This window comes from Mesorhizobium sp. BH1-1-5 (genome assembly GCF_020165615.1).
Lineage (GTDB): Bacteria > Pseudomonadota > Alphaproteobacteria > Rhizobiales > Rhizobiaceae > Mesorhizobium.
In genome coordinates this window covers 57596-77589 of sequence record NZ_JAIUIM010000011.1, presented here as the reverse complement: position 1 = coordinate 77589, position 19994 = coordinate 57596, and the positions used below count along the sequence as shown (strand labels likewise).

Annotated in this window: 16 protein-coding genes; 8 read left to right on the top strand and 8 right to left on the bottom strand. The window is 65.0% G+C overall.

The window, feature by feature from the left end:
- Positions 1–450: 450 nt before the first annotated feature.
- Both phbB and LB572_RS16490 read right to left on the bottom strand, forming a co-directional pair.
- Positions 451–1176, bottom strand: coding sequence for an acetoacetyl-CoA reductase (gene phbB / locus LB572_RS16495; protein ID WP_224668439.1), 726 nt, complete (start codon positions 1174–1176; stop codon positions 451–453).
- 124 nt (positions 1177–1300) lie between these two features.
- A complete protein-coding gene (locus LB572_RS16490; protein WP_140803256.1) occupies positions 1301–2485 on the bottom strand; it encodes an acetyl-CoA C-acetyltransferase in 1185 nt (394 codons plus the stop codon).
- A 306-nt stretch (positions 2486–2791) separates the two neighbouring features.
- Between LB572_RS16490 and phaR the strand changes: the two genes are divergently transcribed.
- Positions 2792–3385 (top strand): polyhydroxyalkanoate synthesis repressor PhaR, encoded by a 594-nt coding sequence (gene phaR, locus LB572_RS16485; RefSeq protein WP_224668438.1) that lies wholly within the window; start codon positions 2792–2794, stop codon positions 3383–3385.
- Positions 3386–3652: 267 nt separating this feature from the next.
- On the opposite strand, the gene LB572_RS16480 is transcribed toward phaR, so the two are convergent.
- Positions 3653–4798 (bottom strand): citrate synthase, encoded by a 1146-nt coding sequence (locus tag LB572_RS16480; protein WP_224668437.1) that lies wholly within the window; start codon positions 4796–4798, stop codon positions 3653–3655.
- 89 nt (positions 4799–4887) lie between these two features.
- Here LB572_RS16480 and LB572_RS16475 point away from each other — a divergent pair, with 89 nt between their 5' ends.
- Positions 4888–5973, top strand: a complete 1086-nt coding sequence (locus LB572_RS16475; protein WP_224668436.1) for a citrate synthase/methylcitrate synthase — start codon at positions 4888–4890, stop codon at positions 5971–5973.
- Between the two features lie 359 nt (positions 5974–6332).
- Positions 6333–7463: a patatin-like phospholipase family protein gene (locus tag LB572_RS16470; RefSeq protein WP_224668435.1), complete on the top strand. Its 1131-nt coding sequence runs from the start codon at positions 6333–6335 to the stop codon at positions 7461–7463.
- Positions 7464–7550: 87 nt separating this feature from the next.
- Here the strand turns inward: LB572_RS16470 and LB572_RS16465 are convergent, their stop codons facing one another.
- The gene (locus LB572_RS16465) at positions 7551–8435 is read right to left on the bottom strand and encodes an AraC family transcriptional regulator (protein ID WP_224668434.1); all 885 of its coding nucleotides are present in this window, start codon (positions 8433–8435) and stop codon (positions 7551–7553) included.
- A gap of 307 nt (positions 8436–8742) precedes the next feature.
- Here LB572_RS16465 and LB572_RS16460 point away from each other — a divergent pair, with 307 nt between their 5' ends.
- From LB572_RS16460 to LB572_RS16445, 4 genes are all read left to right on the top strand, one after another.
- On the top strand, positions 8743–10164 hold the full coding sequence (locus LB572_RS16460; RefSeq protein WP_224668433.1) for a coniferyl aldehyde dehydrogenase: 1422 nt from the start codon (positions 8743–8745) through the stop codon (positions 10162–10164).
- A gap of 354 nt (positions 10165–10518) precedes the next feature.
- Entirely contained in the window at positions 10519–11721 is a 1203-nt protein-coding gene (locus LB572_RS16455; protein ID WP_224668432.1) for an efflux RND transporter periplasmic adaptor subunit, read from the top strand.
- Between the two features lie 74 nt (positions 11722–11795).
- Entirely contained in the window at positions 11796–14972 is a 3177-nt protein-coding gene (locus LB572_RS16450; protein ID WP_140803248.1) for an efflux RND transporter permease subunit, read from the top strand.
- 97 nt (positions 14973–15069) lie between these two features.
- Positions 15070–15228 carry a DUF3309 family protein gene (locus tag LB572_RS16445; RefSeq protein ID WP_140803247.1) on the top strand — a complete coding sequence of 53 codons (159 nt, stop codon included), beginning with the start codon at positions 15070–15072 and terminating at the stop codon, positions 15226–15228.
- Here the strand turns inward: LB572_RS16445 and LB572_RS16440 are convergent, their stop codons facing one another.
- Positions 15229–16185 (bottom strand): SDR family oxidoreductase, encoded by a 957-nt coding sequence (locus LB572_RS16440; RefSeq protein ID WP_224668431.1) that lies wholly within the window; start codon positions 16183–16185, stop codon positions 15229–15231.
- A 96-nt stretch (positions 16186–16281) separates the two neighbouring features.
- Between LB572_RS16440 and LB572_RS16435 the strand changes: the two genes are divergently transcribed.
- Positions 16282–17175 (top strand): LysR family transcriptional regulator, encoded by an 894-nt coding sequence (locus LB572_RS16435; RefSeq protein WP_224668430.1) that lies wholly within the window; start codon positions 16282–16284, stop codon positions 17173–17175.
- 78 nt (positions 17176–17253) lie between these two features.
- Here the strand turns inward: LB572_RS16435 and LB572_RS16430 are convergent, their stop codons facing one another.
- The 3 genes from LB572_RS16430 to LB572_RS16420 form a co-directional block, all read right to left on the bottom strand.
- Positions 17254–18447, bottom strand: coding sequence for an MFS transporter (locus LB572_RS16430; protein WP_224668429.1), 1194 nt, complete (start codon positions 18445–18447; stop codon positions 17254–17256).
- A gap of 218 nt (positions 18448–18665) precedes the next feature.
- A complete protein-coding gene (locus tag LB572_RS16425) occupies positions 18666–18974 on the bottom strand; it encodes a DUF1244 domain-containing protein (protein WP_224668428.1) in 309 nt (102 codons plus the stop codon).
- A 26-nt stretch (positions 18975–19000) separates the two neighbouring features.
- The gene (locus LB572_RS16420; RefSeq protein ID WP_140810470.1) at positions 19001–19798 is read right to left on the bottom strand and encodes an N-formylglutamate amidohydrolase; all 798 of its coding nucleotides are present in this window, start codon (positions 19796–19798) and stop codon (positions 19001–19003) included.
- Between the last annotated feature and the right edge of the window lie 196 nt (positions 19799–19994).

Genomic DNA, 19994 nt, shown 5'->3' with positions numbered 1-19994 from the left:
CGTCGAGTCGCACCACATGCTGAATCTGGGAATTGGCCCGATTCATGCCTAGCTCCAGTGAACCCGAGTCAGTGTTAACTTTTGCCGGGGAACCATCGAGGCCGACCTGAGGGTCGCTCTCAAGGTTATGAAATTGTTGATTTTTCTTAATCGCTTTTAACGAACTGGGTAACGCTTTCGCCCTTCGTCATTAACTTTTCGGCCAAAGCCAGAACGAATCGGCGACGAATCAGAGATGCGCGAAGTTTCCTGGTTTGTTCACCCCTAGATATGGTGTTATCCACAGCTTGCCCACCGAGGATTCACAGCTTGTTGGAGGAGTTACGCACAAGGGCGGCTACCGCCGTTAACCTTTGCGTGCCGAATTGAGGCAAGGTGTCGCGCCGGCCTTGCCGGCGGATCAAAAAAAGGCGGCTCCGTTGCCGGAGCCGCCTTGGCCTTGTTGGGGTATCAGGCGAAGTACTGGCCGCCATTGGCGGTGATGGTCGAGCCGGTGATGAAACCGGCCTCGTCGGAAGCCAGGAAGACGACGCAGCGCGCGATCTCTTCCGGTTCGCCGAGGCGGCCGACCGGGATCTGCGGGATGATGCGCTCGTTGAGCACCTTCTCTTCGATCGCCTTGACCATTTCGGTCGCGATATAGCCGGGGCAGATGACGTTGACGGTGATGCCCGCGCGAGCACCTTCCTGGGCAAGAGCCTTACTGAAGCCGATGTCGCCGGCCTTGGCGGCGGAGTAGTTGACCTGGCCGGCCTGGCCTTTCTGGCCGTTGATCGAGGAAATGGTGATGACGCGGCCGAACTTGCGGTCGCGCATGCCGCTCCACAAAGGATGCGTCATGTTGAAGACGCCGGACAGGTTGGTGTCGACCACTTCCCTCCACTGCGCCGGCGTCATCTTGTGGAACATGGCGTCGCGGGTAATGCCGGCATTGTTGACCAGCACGGAGACCGGACCGAGATCGGCCTCGATCTGCTTGATGCCGGCGGCGCAGGCCTCGTAGTCGGCGACGGACCATTTGTAGACCGGGATGCCGGTCTCAGCCTTGAATTTCTGCGCCGCCTCGTCATTGCCGGCATAGTTCGCCGCGACCGAATAGCCGGCGTTCTTCAAGGCGACCGATATCGCAGCACCAATGCCGCGCGATCCGCCGGTGACGATTGCTACCTTGGTCATGCATTCCCTCCCTTTGGTCGGGAGTGAATAGGGAGTAGCGAATAGCGAGTAGGGACCTAATGTCCCGCCAAGCCGACGCCGTTCTTCCCTATTCGCTACTCCCTATTCACTACTCACTTCTCTTTCAGAGCGCTTCCACGCACATGGCGACGCCCATGCCGCCGCCGATGCACAGCGTGGCGAGGCCCTTCTTGGCGCCGCGGCGGCGCATCTCGTAGACCAGCGTGTTGAAGACGCGGGCGCCCGAAGCGCCGATCGGATGGCCGATGGCGATGGCGCCGCCATTGACGTTGACGATCGCGGGATCCCAGCCCATGCCCTTGTTGACGGCACAGGCCTGCGCGGCGAAGGCCTCGTTGGCCTCGACGAGATCGAGATCCTTGACCGACCAGCCGGCCTTTTCCAACGCCCGCTTCGAGGCCGGAATAGGCCCCGTGCCCATGATAGACGGATCGACGCCGGCGGTCGCCCAGGAGGCGATGCGCACCAGCGGGGTGATGCCGCGCCTTGCAGCCTCGGCCTCGGTCATCAGCAGCGCGCCGCCCGCGCCGTCGTTGATGCCGGACGCGTTGGCGGCGGTGACCGTGCCGTCCTTGTCGAAAGCGGGTTTCAGCTTGGTCATGGCGTCGAGCGTCGCGCCGTGACGGATATACTCGTCCTGGTCGACGATGGTGTCGCCCTTCTTGCCCTTGATGGTGAAGGCGACGATCTCGTCCTTGAACCTGCCGGCCTTCTGCGCGGCCTCGGCCTTGTTCTGCGAGGCCAGCGCGAACTCGTCCTGGCTTTCGCGGGTGATCTGGAACTGGCGGGCGACATTCTCGGCGGTGTTGCCCATGTGGTAGCCGTTGAAGGCATCCCACAGGCCGTCCTTGATCATGGTGTCGATCATCTTGTAGTCGCCCATCTTGACGCCGGCGCGCAGATGCTCGGCATGCGGCGACAGCGACATCGACTCCTGGCCGCCGGCGATGATCACCTTGGCGTCGCCGGTGGCGATCTGCTGCATGCCGAGCGCGATGGCGCGCAGGCCCGAGCCGCAAACCTGGTTGAGGCCCCAGGCCGTGGTCTCCTTCGGCAGGCCGGCATTGATCGAGGCCTGGCGAGCCGGGTTCTGGCCTTGAGCGGCGGTCAGCACCTGGCCGAGGATGACCTCGTCGACTTCCGCCGCGTCGACGTTCGCTCGCGCCAGCAGTTCCCTGATGACGACGGCGCCGAGCTCATGCGCCGGCGTCGCGGCGAAACTGCCGTTGAAGGAGCCGACCGCGGTGCGGGCGGCGCTGGCGACGACGATTGAATTGGAAGCGGACATTTTCTTCTCCAGACTTCGAGGTGTCGTATTTTCGAGATCGCTTTAGGACTTTCTTGCCCGTTCGAAACTCCGAGTCAAACCGGAAATGGGCATGGCCGCCATGCGCGACAAGCAGAGCGCGCGCCAGTCGCGGTAACGTGACGTTGGCCATGCAGCGGATTTTGCAAATGACTGTGCAGCATTAATTGATGCCGCAGTGCACAAACCGCTTGGAATTGTGACGCTTTTGCGCGTATCCTCGTTAAAGGGCGCAATCGTTACCGGCCGCTTACTCCTAAAGGTGCCGGTGTCCTGGGGAGGATACGGATGGCCGCAAAAGACGACCCGATCGTCATCAAGAAGTATGCCAATCGCCGGCTCTACAACACCGGCACAAGCACCTATGTGACGCTCGAAGACTTGGCCGAGATGGTCAAGAAGGGCGAGGAGTTCACGGTCCAGGACGCAAAGACCGGCGACGACATCACGCATCCGGTGCTGACGCAGATCATCTTCGAGCTCGAGAACAAGGATGGGCAGAACATGCTGCCGATCCCGTTCCTGCGGCAGCTCATAGCCTTCTACGGCGATCAGATGCAGATGATCGTGCCGAGCTTCCTCGAACAGTCGATGATCGCCTTCTCCAAGGAGCAGGAGCGGTTTCGCGAGCAGCTGAAGGGCAGCTTCGGCAAGACGCCGATCGACATGATGAAGACGCCGATGAAGGCGCTCGAGGAACAGACGCGCCGCAATGTCGAGATGTTCCAGAACGCCATGCGCATGTTCACGCCGTTCCCGCCAGCGGGCTCCAATTCAACGCCGGCTGCCGAACCAGTGAAGAAGGAAGAGAAAGGCGACGATCTGCAGGAGCTCAAGGCGCAGATCGCGGCCATGCAACGCAAGCTGGACACAATGTCCTGACGGGCTTCGTTTGTTGGCAGTCGCTAGCGTTTGAGATTGGCCGCAAACGCCATCCCTTCGTCATCCTCGGGCTTGACCCGAGGATCCATTCCGTGACCGACGCCGTAGGGCGCAACGGTGCAGAATTCTGTAATCGTTGCAGTGCCTTAGCGTCACAGAATGGATTCCAGGGTTTCTGCGCGCGTCGCTTCGCTCCTTGCTTCGCCCTGGAATGACGATTTGAGACGCGTTTCGGCTAATCCCAGTCGTCTGCGTTAGAAGCGCCCGTCAGCCTCTTTCAACCGGCCCATCATAGCGGGCGCGGGGCCTGATTTGCCTGTTGCTGGTCACCTGCTCGACGGCGTGCGCCGTCCAGCCGACGCTGCGGCCGAGCGCGAACAGACGGAACGGCGCATCGGCCGGCAGGCGCAGGCTGCGCGTCATCGCGGCCAGGGCGAAATCGATGTTGGGATGCAGGCCGGTCGCGTCGAGAACCGCCTTGCGCAGCCGCAGCAGCCCGTCGTCGATCCTGAAACCGGAGAACAGGCCCTCGGCGCGCGGGTCGCCTTCCGGATAGAGCGGATGGCCGAAGCCGGGCAGCGGCCGGTCATGCGCCAGCCAGCGGGCAATCGCCTCGTCCGGACCCAGCCGCTCCGCATCCTCGACCAGCGCGATCGCCGCGGCACCCGCGCCGCCATGGCGCGGGCCGGTGAGCGTCGCAAGGCCGGCGAGCAGGCAGGCGGCGATCGGCGCGCCGGTGGAGGCAGCGACTCGGGCCGCGAAGGTCGAGGCGTTGAGCTCGTGATCGGCCAAAAGCACCAGCGCCTTGCGGATGAGGTCGGCGCCAGCGCCCTCGACCGACCAGCCCTGCGCCAGCCTTGCATGCACAGGGTCGGAACCCGGCGTCGCGCCAAGCGCCGTGGCCAGAGCGCTGGTGGCGGCGGCGCCGTCCTGCTGCAGCATGGCCGGCCTGCGGCCGAGCGAGGGCCAGCCTTCGGCGGCCAGCGCCGAGAGCCTAGCGAAGGCGGTCGGCGTGCCGCTTTGCCGGGCGGCTGACGGCGTCAGCGAAGCGAACGACACCGGACGGTCGGAGGCCCACAGCAATTCGGCGGTGTCCTCGAGCGTCGCCGTCGCCGAAAACTCCACCGCGTCCCTGCCGCGATAGACGAGGCGGCCATGCAGCACCGTCGAGATGGAGGTGGCGATCGCCGGCTCGCCCCAGGCGATGGCGCTTTCGGCGATCGCCTGCGGGCTCCTTCCGCGGTCGCGGCGCGTGGCGATGGCTGTGATGTCGTCGGCGCGGTACTGGCTGCGGCGCGCGTCGGCGTCGTCCGGCTTCATGCCGATGCGGCCGCGGCTGACATAGGCATAAAGCGTCTGCGGCCGGACGTTCAGCCGCTCCAGCGCTTGCTCCCGCGTCAGCCATTCCGTCATTTGCCGCCTTATATTGATTATCTTGATCAAGATTGATGCATTGATTGCGCAGCATTAATTGCAATGCGCAAAAGGTCAAGGAGACGATCATGGCGAATGGGCTCGATGATGTTGTGGCGGCCGACACGGTGCTTTCCGATGTCGACGGTGTAGGCGGGCACCTTACCATCCGCGGCCATTCGCTGATGGAGCTCGCCGGCCGCTGGCGCTATGCGCAGGTGGTGCGGCTGCTGTTCGACGGCTTCTTCGACGGCCTTCCAGGCGATGCCGAACTGGAGAAGGCGATTGGCAAGGCTCGGGTGGAAGTGTTCGATCGTGTGCGGCCGATGCTTGCCCGCCTGGCGCCGCTCGACATCTACAGCGGCATGCGGGCCGGCATGGCCATCCTGCCGGACGGTGACGGGCTTGCCGACGCGCTTCGGCTGATCGCGGCGCCGGCGGTGCTGACGCCGGCCCTGCTGCGCCTTGGCCGGGGCGAGGCGCCGATCGCCCCCGACGAAAACGCCGATCACGCCGGCGATATGCTGCGGATGCTCTCCGACACCGCCTCGCCGGCGCTTGCCAAGGCCTTGGACAGCTATCTGGTGACGGTCTGCGACCACGGGCTCAACGCGTCGACCTTCGCGACCCGGGTGGTCGCGTCGACACAGGCCGGGTTGACTTCGGCGATCCTGGCCGGGCTCGGCGCGCTGAAAGGCCCGCTGCATGGCGGCGCGCCGGGGCCGGTGATCGAGATGCTGGACGCCATCGAGGCCAGCGGCGATGCCGCTGCCTGGCTGCGCAACGAGATCGCGCAAGGCCGGCGCATCATGGGTTTCGGCCATCGAATCTACCGCGTGCGCGACCCGCGCGCCGACGCGCTGAAGGCGGTCGTGCGGCAGCTCGGTTCCCGCAACGAGACCGGAAGCCGGCTGGCCTTCGCCGAGACGGTGGAACAGACGGCGCTGGAGGTGCTTCGCATCGCCAAGCCGCAACGCTCGATCCAGACCAATGTCGAGTTCTACACCGCGCTTCTGCTCGAAGCGGTCGGTTTCCCGAAGGAGGCCTTCTCCAACGTCTTTGCCGCGGGCCGCGTCGCCGGCTGGATCGCACATGGGCGCGAGCAGCAGGCCACCGGGCGATTGATCAGGCCGCAGTCGCGGTATGTCGGGCCGGTGCCCGACCTCGTCGCCTGAGAAGCCGTTCCTCGCCTCCGCAACGCGGGGGAGAGGTGGCCCGGCGAAGCCGGGACGGAGAGGGGGACGCCGGCCGTGAAGCGGCGTCCCTTTCGGGCGAAGTGCCGCCTGATCCCCTCAATAGGCAGCAGTAGTTCGCGGGAGGCAGACTTCCGGCGGTCGCGAAGACCCCTCTCCGTCCCGGCTGCGCCGGGCCACCTCTCCCCACTGCGTGGGGCGAGGAAAATCCCATGATCACGCTTGTGTGTTCGTGTTCTTGCCTTGGTTCGTCCTTATATGCTGCACTGCAACATAGACAGGCGGAAGCTGCCCCTCGCGATGACGCAAGGGCAGGCCGGCGCATCGAGACAAGGAACGCCATGGCGAAGAACGGCAAGGCGGAGGAAAAGAAGAAGATCAACGTCGCCCTCCAGGGCGGCGGCTCGCACGGCGCCTTTTCCTGGGGCGTGCTCGACCGGCTGCTGGAGGACGGGCGGCTCGACATCGCTGCGGTGTCCGGCACCAGCGCGGGCGCGATGAACGCGGTGGCGCTGGCCGACGGATTTGTCCGGGGCGGCGTGGAAGGCGCGCGAGAAAAGCTCGACGATTTCTGGCGGGCGGTGGCCTCGAAGGGCCGTTTCAGCCCTGTGCAGCGCATGCCCTGGGACGTCGTCTGGGGCAACTGGTCGATCGAGAACACGCCCGGCTACGTCTTCTTCGACACGATGTCGCGGGTGTTCTCGCCCTATGTCGCCAATCCGCTCGGCCTCAACCCGCTGCGCGACGTGGTGGCGAAGGAGATCGACTTCGACAATGTGCGCGCCTGCAAGTCGATGGAGCTGTTCATCTCGGCGACAAATGTCGAGACCGGTCAGTTGCGCGTCTTCTCCGACGGCGAGATCGACCTCGACACGGTGATGGCCTCGGCCTGCCTGCCGCAACTGTTCCAGGCGGTCGAGATCAAGGGCGTGCCCTATTGGGACGGCGGCTATGGCGGCAACCCGGCGCTCTATCCGTTCTTCAAGACGGCGGCGACCGAGGATGTGCTCCTGGTGCAGATCAACCCTGTGGTGCGCGAAGGCACGCCGAAGAGCGCCAACGAGATCCAGAACCGCATCGACGAGATCACCTTCAACGCCGGGCTGCTGCGTGAATTCCGCTCGATCGCCTTCGTCAAGGAACTGATCGCGGCCGGGCGCCTGCCGCATGGCGAGTATCGCGACATCCGCATGCACCGCATCGATGCCGACGAGGCGTTCAAGGACCTCTCCGCGTCGTCCAAGGTCAATGCCGAATGGGCCTTCATCGCCTATCTGCGCGACCTCGGCCGCAGCGCCGCCAGCGACTGGCTGGAAGAAAACTACGACGCCGTCGGCCAGCGGCCGACGCTCGATCTCTCCGGCGAGCTCGACGACGGCTTCAAGCCGTTGCGCGGTCCGGCGCCGGGGCGCCGCGTCAAGGAATTCCTCGCCGCGCGCGTCAAGCCGGAATCCGCGCGGCGGCGCGCCTAACTGCAGGGCAAGGCCAAGACCGGGCGGACGACGGCCGGTCCGTTTTGCGACCGGGGCAGACAGGCAGGCCGCCGTTGCAGGGCGACGCTATTTCAGCGGCAAAAAGAGCTCGATGATGATCTCGGGCACCGACAGCTCCGGAAGGAAGGACAGCCGTCGCTGGCAATAGATCGGGAAGTCGCGTACCTCCTCGCCGCTGGCCGGAAGCCATTCGCGATAAAGGTAGAGAGCTGCCGGCTCCAGATTGTTGGTGTTGCCGGGGTAGCGCAGCACGGCGCAGCGTCCGCCGGGGATCACGCCGGCCTTCATCTGCTTGTCGTCCGCCGCGATCGGCTGGTCGGTGCCGACGCAAATGTCCATGCTATAGTCGGCGGCGACAGCGGGACATCTTTCGGAACGGAAGACGTTGAAGGTCGGGCTCGTTTCGGGCGACAGGCTGGCTGCCTTGCGCCAGGCGATGAAGCGCTGGATGGTGTCGCCGAGCGTTGCCCGATCCCCGCGATGCTCCCTGATCGCCACCGGGGTGGGCGGCACGTCGCGGATCGTCACGTCGTCATCGGTGAAAATTATCTGCATGAGCTTTCTCCTCGCGTTGTCGAGCGGCCCGAAGGCCATCAGCCACGACCCCCAGTCGGGAGATTTCCGGAACGACGAAGGCGACTGCCCGCACCGTTGACGAAAGGCGCGGGCGAACGCATCCGGTGCGTCGTAACCGGCATCCATCGCTATATCCGTGACGCTTTCGGCGTCCGCGTAGCCCAGCCGGGATGAAGCGCGCTTCATGCGGGCGAGCTGGATATAGCGATGCACGGGCAGCCCGAAGGTCGCCGTGAACTGCCGGTGGAAATGATATTTCGAATAGGCCGCGACGCCGCTCAGCGCGTCCAGGTCCAGATCGTCGTCGAGATGCCGGTCTATGTGATCCAGCACCCGCCGCATCCGGGCATGGTGGTTTTGAACTGCCGCCTTCATAGTCTTATTCTCCGTGGCAGCACCAGCTAAGCCGCGCGGACGTGAGGCGCTCGACCGATCTTGCGGTTTTTGTCACGAGCCACGCACCATCGCCAAGGACCGTTCACGCGCGCCCAATCGATATATGACCGGCGAAAAGGGCCGTTTGCGGACCGATCGCTTCCGGTGTCGATGACGGGCGCCAAACGGCATGTTCGAAGCGCCCGGATCGGGGCGATTGCCGGAGCATTCCCCCGCGGAACCGGGGCGATGCTGGATTCGGTTGTCCGGGCGAGGTAACTTACCTGAACGTAAAGGGGAGGTAGCGATGCTGCAGACCAGACAGAACGCTCTCGGGGTCAGGTTTGAAGCGCAGTGCAGGGCCTTCGAGAAGGAGCCGTTCCCGACGCTCGACATGCGCAAGGACCGGCTGACCCGCCTGCTGGCGCTCACCGAAAAGCACGAGGCCGAGATATGTGCTGCGATCGACAGCGATTTCTCGGCACGCTCGGCTGAGGAAACCCGGCTTGCCGAATTGTTCGTCGTGCGCGCCGGCATCAGGCATGCGCTGTCGCATCTGAGCGCCTGGATGCGCGAGCGGCATATCGCCACCAGCCTGCCGTTCCTGCCGGGACACAACCGCCTGTTGCCGCAGCCGCTCGGCGTCGTCGGCATCGTCTCGCCGTGGAACTATCCGTTCCAGCTCGCCATCGCGCCGGCGACCGCGGCAATCGCCGCCGGCAACCGCGTTATGATCAAGCCGTCGGAGCTGACGCCGCAGTTTTCGGATTTGCTCGCCAGCCTGGTCGAAAAATATTTCGCCGCCGACGAGGTCAGCGTGATGGTCGGCGATGCGGAGGTCGGCAAGGCGTTCGTGTCGCTGCCGTTCGACCATCTCCTGTTCACGGGCTCGACAGCCGTCGGCCGCCAGGTGGCGCTGGCCGCCGCGGCCAATCTGACGCCGGTGACGCTCGAGCTCGGCGGCAAGTCGCCGGCGATCTTCGATGCGTCCTGCGATCTCGACGCCGCCGTCGCCAGCGTCGCCTATGGCAAGCTGCTCAATGCCGGCCAGACCTGCATCGCGCCGGATTATCTCCTGGTGCCGCAAGGCCAAGGCGCGGCGATCGCGGCCAAGTTCGCCGCGGCAATCGCGAAGCTCTATCCGCGCCTCGGCGACAATCGCGACTACACGGCGATCGTCAGCGAGCGGCACCACCGGCGGCTGGGCGACATGGTCGCCGAGGCACGCGACAGCGGCGCCGACATCACCGAGGTCAATCCTGGGAATGAGAAACTCGGCGTCACCGACCGCAAGATGGCGCCCGTGCTGGTGCGCAACGCCGGCGAGAATCTGCGGCTGATGCGCGAGGAAATCTTCGGGCCGGTGCTGCCGATCGTCGAATATGGCACGGTCGACGAGGCCGTCGAGCATGTGAACCGGGGCGAGCGTCCGCTGGCGCTCTACTGGTTCGGCAGCGACAGCGCCAACCGCCAGAAGGTCATGCGGGAAACCGTATCCGGCGGCGTCACGATCAATGACTGCATGCTGCATCTGGTGCAGGAACGGCAGCCCTTCGGCGGTGTCGGCGAGAGCGGCACAGGCGCCTATCACGGCGAATGGGGGTTCCGCACCTTCAGCAAGGAAAAGCCGATCTTCATCCAGTCGAAGCTCAGCGCCGGCGGCCTGCTGCGCCCGCCTTACGGCAGGACGTTCGAGCGTCTCTTCCGGTTGCTCAACCTCATCACTTGACAGCTTCAACCGGAGCATCGTGGGCGTAACCTCGCTCCAACCGGGCGATAGTCGCTGCCCACGCCAGATTTTTCGCATCATGCTGACGGCTGTTGCCAGTAACCTTGGGGAAACTGTCGACGCGCCCGCAAAAGCGCCAGCCGGCTTGCAGAAAAGCCCGCATTTGTCGAGGTACAGTGTTGCACGCCGCAATGTTCCCGCAACTTTTCCGACTATATTGCGCCGCAACTTTCAGGTAGAAGGCGCGCTTCGCCGTTCACGGCAAATTGAACTGGACCCTGCGCGCACCCATATCGGCCGCGCGCCCGAGTCGGGAGCGCCGACCTCGCCAGGTCCTGCAACGGAAAAATGACGATGCCGAAGATCAGGTTTCACAAGCTTGCAGCCATTGTCGTGCTCATCGGGTTCGCGGCCTGGATGGGGACGGGCGAGTTCTCGTCCGTCGGCAGCGCCGCGGACAAGTCGGTTGCCACCGACAAGTCGGTCACCACCGACAAGCCCGCTGACGCCGCCAAGCCGGCGCAGCCCGACGGCGCCAAGCCGAGCACGGCGCAGGCCGAGCCCAAGGCCGCGCCGCGCACTGTCGCGGTGGTGACGCCGCCGCGCAAGACATTCGCGCGGGCGATACGGATCTCGGGTCTCACCGAAGCCGACAAGCGCGCGGTGCTTGCAACGCGCGTCAACGGCGTCATCGACAAGCTGCCGGTCAAGCAGGGCGACCACGTCAAGACCGGCGACCTAGTGCTGATGCTCGCGGCCGAGGAAAAAATCTCGATGGTCGACAACGCCAAGCAGCTTGTGGTGCAGCGCAAGGCCGAGCTCGACGCCGCCGAGCGGCTGGCCAAGACCGGCAATCTGCCGAAGCTGCAGCTCGACACCGCCCGTTCCAACCTGACGCTGGCGCAGTCGCAGCTCGACACCGCCCAGGCCGAGCTCGACCGCAACGAGGTCAAGGCGCCGTTCGACGGCGTCATCGACCGCATCCCCGTGGAGCTCGGCAGCTCGGTGATGCAGGGCGGCGAGGTGGCGACGATCCTGAAGCTCGATCCGGTGATCGCGCGCGGCGAGATCAGCGAGCGCGACCTGCGCTACGTCAAGATCGGCGACGAGGCCGATGTGCGCCTGGTCAACGACCAGAAGGTCACCGGCACCGTGCGCTATATCAGCCGCGACGCCTCGGCGCAGACCCGTACCTTCCGTGTCGAGGTGGCGATCCCCAATGGCGATGGCTCGATCCCAGCCGGGATGACGGCCGAGATCACGCTCAGCGCCGAGCCGACCAATGCGGTCATGCTGCCGCGCTCGGTGGTGACGCTGGGCGACAAGGGCGACCTCGGCATCCGCGCCGTCGGCAAGGACGACAAGGTGGCCTTCTTCCCGATCGACCTCGTCGACGATACGCCGCACGGCCTGGTGCTGGGCGGCATTCCGGAAGATGCGCGCATCATCGTCGCCGGCCAGGAGCTGGTGAAGGAAGGCGATCTGGTGAAGCCCGTCGAGGCCGACCAGGCGACCATCAACAAGCTGATCGGCGAAGCCACCGCCGGCACGCAGTAAAGCACGACGCGGCGCGCGCCGGGCCCTTGCCCGGCGGCAGCCGGTTCGCAGCCCGAAAACAACAGGCCGAAGTCATGGATATCGTCAGACTCGCCATCAACAACGCCCGCCTCACGATATCGGCGCTGCTGTTCCTGCTTGTCGCGGGTTGGGTCGCCTATCAGTCGACGCCGAAGGAAGCGGAGCCCGACGTTCCGATTCCGATGATGTATGTCAGCCTGATCTATCAGGGCATCTCGCCGGAGGATTCAGAGCGGCTGCTGCTGAGGCCGATGGAGAGCAAGCTCAAGAGCCTCAAGGGGCTCAAGGAGATGCGCTCGGCCGCCTTCCAGGGCGGCGGCTACGTGCTGGTCGAGTTCCAGCCGCAGACCGATCTGGCGACGGCGCTGCAGGATACGCGCAGCAAGGTGCAGGACGCCAAGGCCGACCTGCCGCAGGCGGCCGAGGAACCGACGGTCAACGAGGTCAACGTCTCGGAATTCCCGGTTCTGGTCGTAACACTTTCCGGCGACGTGCCGGAGCGCGTGCTGACGGCTGCCGCGCGCGAGCTGCGCGACCGAATCGAGGAAGTGCCTGGCGTGCTCGAAGGCTCGCTGCAAGGCGCTCGCGACGACCTCGTCGAGGTCGTCGTCGACCCGGTCAAGCTGTCCTCCTACGGGCTGCAGCTCGACCAGGTGATCCAGGGCGTCGCCTCCTCCAACAGCCTTGTCGCGGCCGGCAATCTCGAGGGCTCTGAAGGCAAATACGCGGTCAAGGTGCCGTCGCTGATCGAGACGCCGGAAGATGTCGCCAACCTGCCGGTCGTCGCCACGCCCAATGCCGTGGTGCAGGCCAAGGACATCGCGACCATACGCTCGACCTTCAAGGATGCCGAGACGGTCACCCGCCTCGACGGCAGACCGGCCATCGCCATCGAAGTGAAGAAGCGCATCGGCGCCAACCTGATCGACACGCTTACCCATGTCCGGGAGGTGTCGGACAATTTCATCAAGACGATGCCGGAAGGCATGCATGTCACCTACACGCAGGACAAGTCCGTCTTCGTCAACCAGCTGCTGGGCGATCTGCAGAACCATGTGATGATCGCCGTTATCCTGGTGTTCATCGTCATCCTCTACGCGCTGTCGGGACGGGCCTCGCTGCTCATCGGTCTTGCCATCCCGTCATCGTTCCTGATGGGCATCCTGCTGCTTGCCATGATGGGCTACACGATCAACATGATCGTGCTGTTCAGCCTCATCCTGGCGGTCGGCATGCTGGTGGACGACGCCATCATCGTCACCGAATTCGCCGAACGGCGCATGAGCGAGGGCATGCCGAAAGCGGACGCCTTCGCGCTGGCGGCCAAGCGCATGGCCGGGCCGGTCATCGCGGCGACGATGACGCGGATCGCCGCCTTCTCGCCGCTGCTGTTCTGGCCGGGCATCATCGGCGATTTCATGAAGTATATGCCGATCACGCTGATCGTGACGCTGTCGGCCTCGATGCTCTACGCGCTGGTGTTCGCGCCGACGCTGGGCGCGATCTTCGCCAAGGCGCCGGAGCATCACGAGGAGGGCAACCGCGACGGCTGGTACATGGCCGTGGTCAAGCAGGCGGTGCGCTTCCCGATCACCGTCATCCTGCTCACCGTCGCCCTTTTGGTCGGCGTCGGCTTCGCCTATTCGAAATATGGTGCCGGCGTCGAGTTCTTCCCCAGTGTCGAGCCGGACTACGGGCTACTCTACGTGCACGCGCGCGGCAATCTCTCGCTGGCCGAAATGGACGCTGCGACCAAGACGGCGGAAAACCGGCTGCTCGGCTGGCCAGGCGTGAAGTCGGTCTATACGCGCGTCGGCAAGACGCAAGGCGGCGGCCAGGACATCCCGGAGGACGTGGTTGGCGTCATCCAGTACGAGTTCGTCGACTGGCGCGAGCGCAAGTCCGCCAACCAGATCCTCGACGACCTGCGCGGCGTGATGGCCGGCATTCCCGGCGTCGACGTCGAAGTGCGCGTGCCCGAAGCCGGCCCGCCGACCGGCAAGCCGATCCAGATCCGGCTGTCGGCCGTCGATCCGGCCGGACTCGACGACAAGGCGCGGGCGGTCGCGGCACGCATCGCAAAGATCCCCAATGTCATCGACATTTCGGACGGCCTGCCGCCGCCCGGGGTCGACTGGGCGATCGAGGTCGACCGCGCCAAGGCGGCGCAATACGGCATCAGCCCGACTTCGGTCGGCACGGTGGTGCAACTGGTGACCAACGGCCTCAAGCTGTCGGAATACCGGCCGGCCGGCGCCGACGACGCGGTCGACATCCGGCTGCGCCTGCCCGAAGACCGGCGCACGCTGTCGACGCTCGACGAGCTCAGGGTGCAGACCTCGCAAGGCTCGGTGCCGATCTCCAACTTCGTCGTGCGCAAGCCCGAGCCGACCGTCGGCGTGCTCAACCGCATCGACGGCGCGCGCACCGTGGTGGTGCAGGCCAATGTCAGCGGCGGCGCGCAGGTCGCGGCGGTGCAGGAACAGGTCACCAAGGCCGTCGCCGACATGGATCTCGGCAGCGGCATCCGCTGGAAGCTCGCCGGCTCCAACGAGGACAGCGCGGAAGCCAGCGCCTTCCTCGGCAAGGCCTTTGGCGCGGCGATCTTCCTGATCTTCCTGGTGCTGCTCGCGCAGTTCAACAAGTTCACCAGCGTGTGGCTTGTCTTGTCCTGCGTGGTCATGGCGACGATCGGCGTGTTCCTCGGATTGCTTTTGACAGGCGAGGCCTTCGGCATCGTCATGTCGGGCATCGGCGTCATCGCGCTGGCCGGCGTGGTGGTGAACAACAACATCGTGCTCATCGACACCTATGACCGGTTGCGCGAGGAAGGCTGGGACAAGATGGACGCGGTGCTGCAGACTTGCCGCGAGCGTGCCCGTCCGGTGGTGCTGACGGCGGTGTCGGCCATTCTCGGCGTGCTGCCGATCGCCTTCGGCCTCGGTCTCGAAATCTTCCATCACGAGACGACGATCAACGCGCCGTCGACGCAATGGTGGATATCGCTGTCCTCGGCGATCGTCTTCGGCCTGTCCTTCGCCACGCTGCTGACGCTGGTGGTGACGCCGTCGATGCTGATGGTGTTCACCCGCGCCAAGGTGAAACCCGGCCAGCGGCGCAACTGGTTCAGCCGCCTGTTCCGCCGCGGCAAAGGCAAGGTCACGACCGACGAGCCGGCCCAGGAAGTCGGCGCCGGGCCGGCGGAGGCCTTCCCGAAAGCCGCGGAATAGAGCGGTTTCACAACTCCAACGACAAAAGCCGCCCGGGAACAACCGGGCGGCTTTTTGCATTGTCCCCTCAAGTTAGGTTAAACGGCGAGGGCTTCTCATGACCATCACGACACTTCTCGTAATCATCCTGGTTCTGATCCTGATCGGCGCCGTCCCGGCCTGGCCGCATTCGCGCTCTTGGGGCTACGGGCCGTCCGGCATCGTCGGCGTCGTCCTGATCGTGCTGCTGATCCTTTTGTTGATGGGCAGGATCTGATCAGGCGGCCAACCGCGACGGCTCCACGGCGATGCCGATATCCCGCATGGCTTCCTTCACCGCCTGGTCGAGCGGGGTGTGCGGGATTTCGCCGATCACCTCCTCCAGCCGCGTCGAGACCAGCCGGTGCGCTTCGAAGCGCAGATAGGACATCGAGACGATCTCGCGCCACATGGCCACGAAGGGGCTGCCGGCGCGCAGCACCCACCAGGGCATGAAGGAGAGCTTCAGCTTGCGGCCGAGCGCCTTCTCGGCCGCAGCCTTCATGTCGAGGTCGGTGATGGCGTGGCCGGGGAAGTTGATCGCCTCGTAGTAGCCCGTTTTGTCGAGGTTCTTCGCCAGGCCGACGAAGCCGACGGCGAAGTCCGGCAGGTAGGCCCATTCATGCGTCAGGTCGGCCGGGCCGGGCGCGGTGTAGACGCCTTTCTCCATCTTGGCGGCGACGACGAGGTCGAACCAGGAGCCGCTGCCGGTGCCGCCGAAGAAGTCGCCTGCCCTGAGCACGATGGTGCGCACCCGGCCGGCTTCGGCCTCGCCGCGGAAAAGGTCCTCCATGGCGCAGCGGATGCGGCCCTTCTCGGTGGTCGCATGGAATGGCGTCTGCTCGGTGATCACCTGCGGCATTGGCGAGCCGTAATTATAGACGGTGCCCGGGAAGAGATGCAGCGCGTTGTTCGCCCGGCAGGCGGCCATGACGTTTTCGGCCATCGGCATGCACTTGCCCCAGTCGGTGTAGATCGGGTTCAGGCCATTGAAGATGATGTCGACGCCTTGCGTTGCGTTGATCAGGGACTGGCGGTCCAGCGCGTCGCCGGCCACCGCGGTTGCGCCCTTGAGCTCGGCCGGCACCTTGCCGGTGCGGGTGACGGCGCGGACGTCGAAGCCGGCGTCGATGAAAGCCTTGCCAACCACGCGGCCGAGCCGGCCATTGGCGCCGAGGATTGCGATCTTGGTCATGTGTTCTCTCCGTTGCTTGCGTTTGCCCAGCTAATTTGAGGCGTTCACCAACGAATTGAAATTGCCTTAGATTGGCGTTCTGTTATTCAAAAATGAATGAAGGAATTCGACTGGAACCTGATCAAGAGTTTTGTCGCGGTCGCCGATACCGGCAGCCTTTCGGCTGCGGCGCGCCAGCTTGCGGCCAGCCAGCCGACGCTCGGCCGCCACATCGCCGAACTGGAGGCGGCGCTCGGCGTGACGCTGTTCAGGCGTGGGCGGCGCGGCTACGAGCTGACCGAGGCGGGAAGCGCGCTCTACGAGCGCGGGCGGGCGGTCAGCGAGCAGGCCAATGCGTTCTCGTTGCTGGCGCTGGGTTCGGTCGAGGCGATCGAGGGCACGGTGCGCATCGCAGCTTCGGAAGTGGTCGCCGCCTTCGTGCTGCCGGGTATGATGGCCCGTCTCGGCGAGGAGGAGCAGGGCATCGAGGTCGAGATCGTCGCCTCCAATCAGGTCGAGAACCTTTTGCGCCGCGACGCCGACATCGCCATCCGCATGGTCCGGCCGGCACAGAACGAACTGGTGGCGCGCAAGGTCACCGACATTCCGCTCTGCCTATGCGCGGCAAGCGCCTATCTCGACCGGCGCGGCCGGCCCGAAACACCCGCCGACCTTGCCGAGCACGCTTTGGTCGGCTTCGACCGCAGCGACGAGATCATTCGCGGCTTCACCGCGTTCGGCATTCCGGTCGGCCGCAGCCATTTCCGCTTCCGGACCGACAACCAGATCGTGCTGTGGGAGGCGGTGCGGACCGGCAACGGCATCGGCATAGGCCAGGAGCCACTGGCCGACCGCGACCCTGACCTGGAGAAGCTGTTGCCCAATGTACCGCTGCCGGTTCTGCCTGTATGGCTCGCCATGCATCGCGACGTGCGCACCAGCATGCGCATCCGCCGCGTGGCGGACTTCCTGCATGAGGAGCTGAGGCGCTATTCGGCCGGCACAGGCTAGAGCATGATGCCGAAAAGTGTGAAGCGGTTTTCGGACGACATCATGCCCTATTTCTCTGATCCTAGAGCCGGATGGATTTCAGGTCGATCCGACCTGAAATCCATCCGGCTCGGGAGCGAATTCGGCCCGGTGAGCGAGCCCGGCCATCAAGAGCACGACGACCAGCAGCCCGGACAGCGCGATGAAGATCGGGCCGAAGCTCGAATGCTCGGCGACGAAGCCGATCGCCGACGGCGCCACCAGGATGCCGGAATAGCCCATTGTGGTGACGACGCTCATGCCGGTGCCCGACGACATGCCTTCCTGGTTGCCGCCGGCCGAGAACAGGATCGGCACCATGTTGGCAATGCCGAAGCCGCAGAAGGCGAAGGCGGCGATGGCAAGGTAAGGCGAGGGCGAGAGGCCGGCGACCAGCATGCCGGCCGCGGCGACCAACGCCGAGCCGCGCAAGGTCGCCACCGCGCCGAAGCGGTTGCGCACGCCATCGCCCAGGAAACGCATCAGCGCCATGACGCCGGAGAAGGCGGCATAAGCGAGGCCGGCGACCGCAAGGTCGGCGCCCAGCTCCTGATGCAGGAAGAGCGCCGCCCAATCGAGCACCGCGCCCTCCGAGATCATGGTGAGCAGCGCCATCAGTCCGACCAGATAGACGGCCGTGTGCCGCGGCAGCGTGAATTTCTGGTGCTCGACCGCCTGCGGCCGATCATCGGCGATAAGGTAGCGAATGGCAAAGGCGATCACGGCAAAGGCGATCGCCGTCACCGCGACGGCATGGGGCAGATAGCCGTAGTTCTGGATCGAATAGCCGCCGAGCGCCCCGCCGGCGAAGCCGCCGAGGCTCCAGAAGCCGTGCGAGGACGACATGATTGCCCGGGAGAGCCTTCTTTCAACCACCACGGCATTCGAGTTCATCGCGACATCCATGCCGCCGATCGAGCCGCCGAAGATGAGCATGGCGATCGCCGCCAGCGGAACGTTGGGCGCGAGCGCCACGATCAGCAGGCCGAAGCTGCCGCAGACGCCGAACCAACGGGTCACTGTGCGCGAGCCATGCCTGGAAATGAGATGGCCGCACCAGGTCATGGCAACAACCGCGCCGACGCCGAACAGGAGGATCAGCAGGCCGAGGGTGAATCGGGTGATGTCGAGCCGGGTGAGGAACACCGGGATCTGCGGCGCCCAGCTGCCGGTGAGAAAGCCGTTGGCCAGGAAAATGCCGGCGACGGCCCAGCGGCCGCGCGTCGCGGCCTGCATCGTGGTTTGCACGCTCATAGTCCGAATCCGCTGCGCCAAATGGCTTTGCGCGGCAAATTAGATCGATTCAATTGGTAGTCAAGAACCGCGCTGGGGAAGTGCTTGGACCAAGGAGTGCGACCGTGGAGCCAGCGTCGTTCGTGGCAGGCGGTAGCTTTGGAGGTTTGGCACAAGCGCCTCTCCGTCGCTCCTTGCTCCGCCCAAGAATGACGAAGCCGCGAGAGCGTTCGGCATCGCTAATGATCCTTCGGGCGCCTTGCCTCGAACTCGGCCTTCTTGGCTTCCGAAGCCTCGGTCTGGTTGAGCGCCTGCCATTCGGCATAGGGCATGCCGTAGATGATCTCGCGCGACGCGTCCTTCGACAGCGCGACACCTTCGGCCTCGGCGGCTTCGCGATACCAGTTGGACAGGCAGTTGCGGCAGAAGCCGGCGAGGTTCATCAGGTCGATGTTCTGGACATCGCCGCGTTCGCGCAGATGCGCCACCAGCCGGCGGAAGGCGGCTGCCTCGAAGTCGCGTTTCTGGTCGTCGCTGAGTTCGGTCATGGGGAAAACTCCGGCTGTAGGGCTCGTCACACGGGTCCGGTGCGCGAGCCGAACATTTTCACCGCATGTATATCGGGACGCCGGTCGATGGCGTCAACGATCGGGGCCAGGCGTTCGGCCCAGGCGAGGGCACCGGCGCGGTCGGCGATCAGGTCCTGGCGGATCTCGATCAGCGCGTGGGCATAGCCGTTGACGATGGCGTGGCGGAACATGGTGTCGCCGCGCAGGGCGCCGTCATAAGGCTCGTTGTCGCCGACGACGAGGGACTTGTGCTGAGCCAGCATGTCGATCAGCGGCCGCGCCACGCGATCGTCGCGGTCCCACAGCACGCCGACATGCCAGGGGCGGACAAAACCCTGCATCACCGGCGTGAAGGAATGGACGGAGAAGATGAACGGCGCCTTGCCCGAGGCGTGCGCCACGGAGGCGATCATGGCGCCGACAGCGTCGTGGTAGGGCCGGTAGAAACGGTCCAGCCGCCGCTCGCGCTCCTCCCGGGCTATCGGATAATTTCCCGGCACCACGGTCCCGTCATAGAGCTGACGGATCATGGTCGGGTCGTCCTCGCCCCGGTTGGGATCGATCAACAGCCGCGAGAAGCCCGCCAGCACCGCAGGCACGTCGAGCGCGGCGGCAAGCTCCCGCGTCACCGTCTCGACGCCGATGTCATAGGCGATGTGACGATCGAATTCGGACGCCGGCAAACCGAGACTGCCATACTCCTCGGGCAGGTCGCGGCGGGCGTGATCGGCCAGAAGCACGACGCCTTTCTTGCGGTCGCCCTCGACGATGTCGAATGGCGTGAAAACTGTGGATCGGGTCATCGGCTGAAAAGGGGATGGCGGCTGCGATGTGGTATCGTCATTCCACGAAGAGGACGCTGGCGCAATGCCGTTGTTTGGCCAAGGTTTCGGCAAAAAATCCCCCGCTGGGGGAGAATTTGCGCGACGGGCCCTTCTAAATCGATTGGAATTGAACAAAACGGCGCGTTGACATGCGACCGGAGTTTGCTGAAAAGGG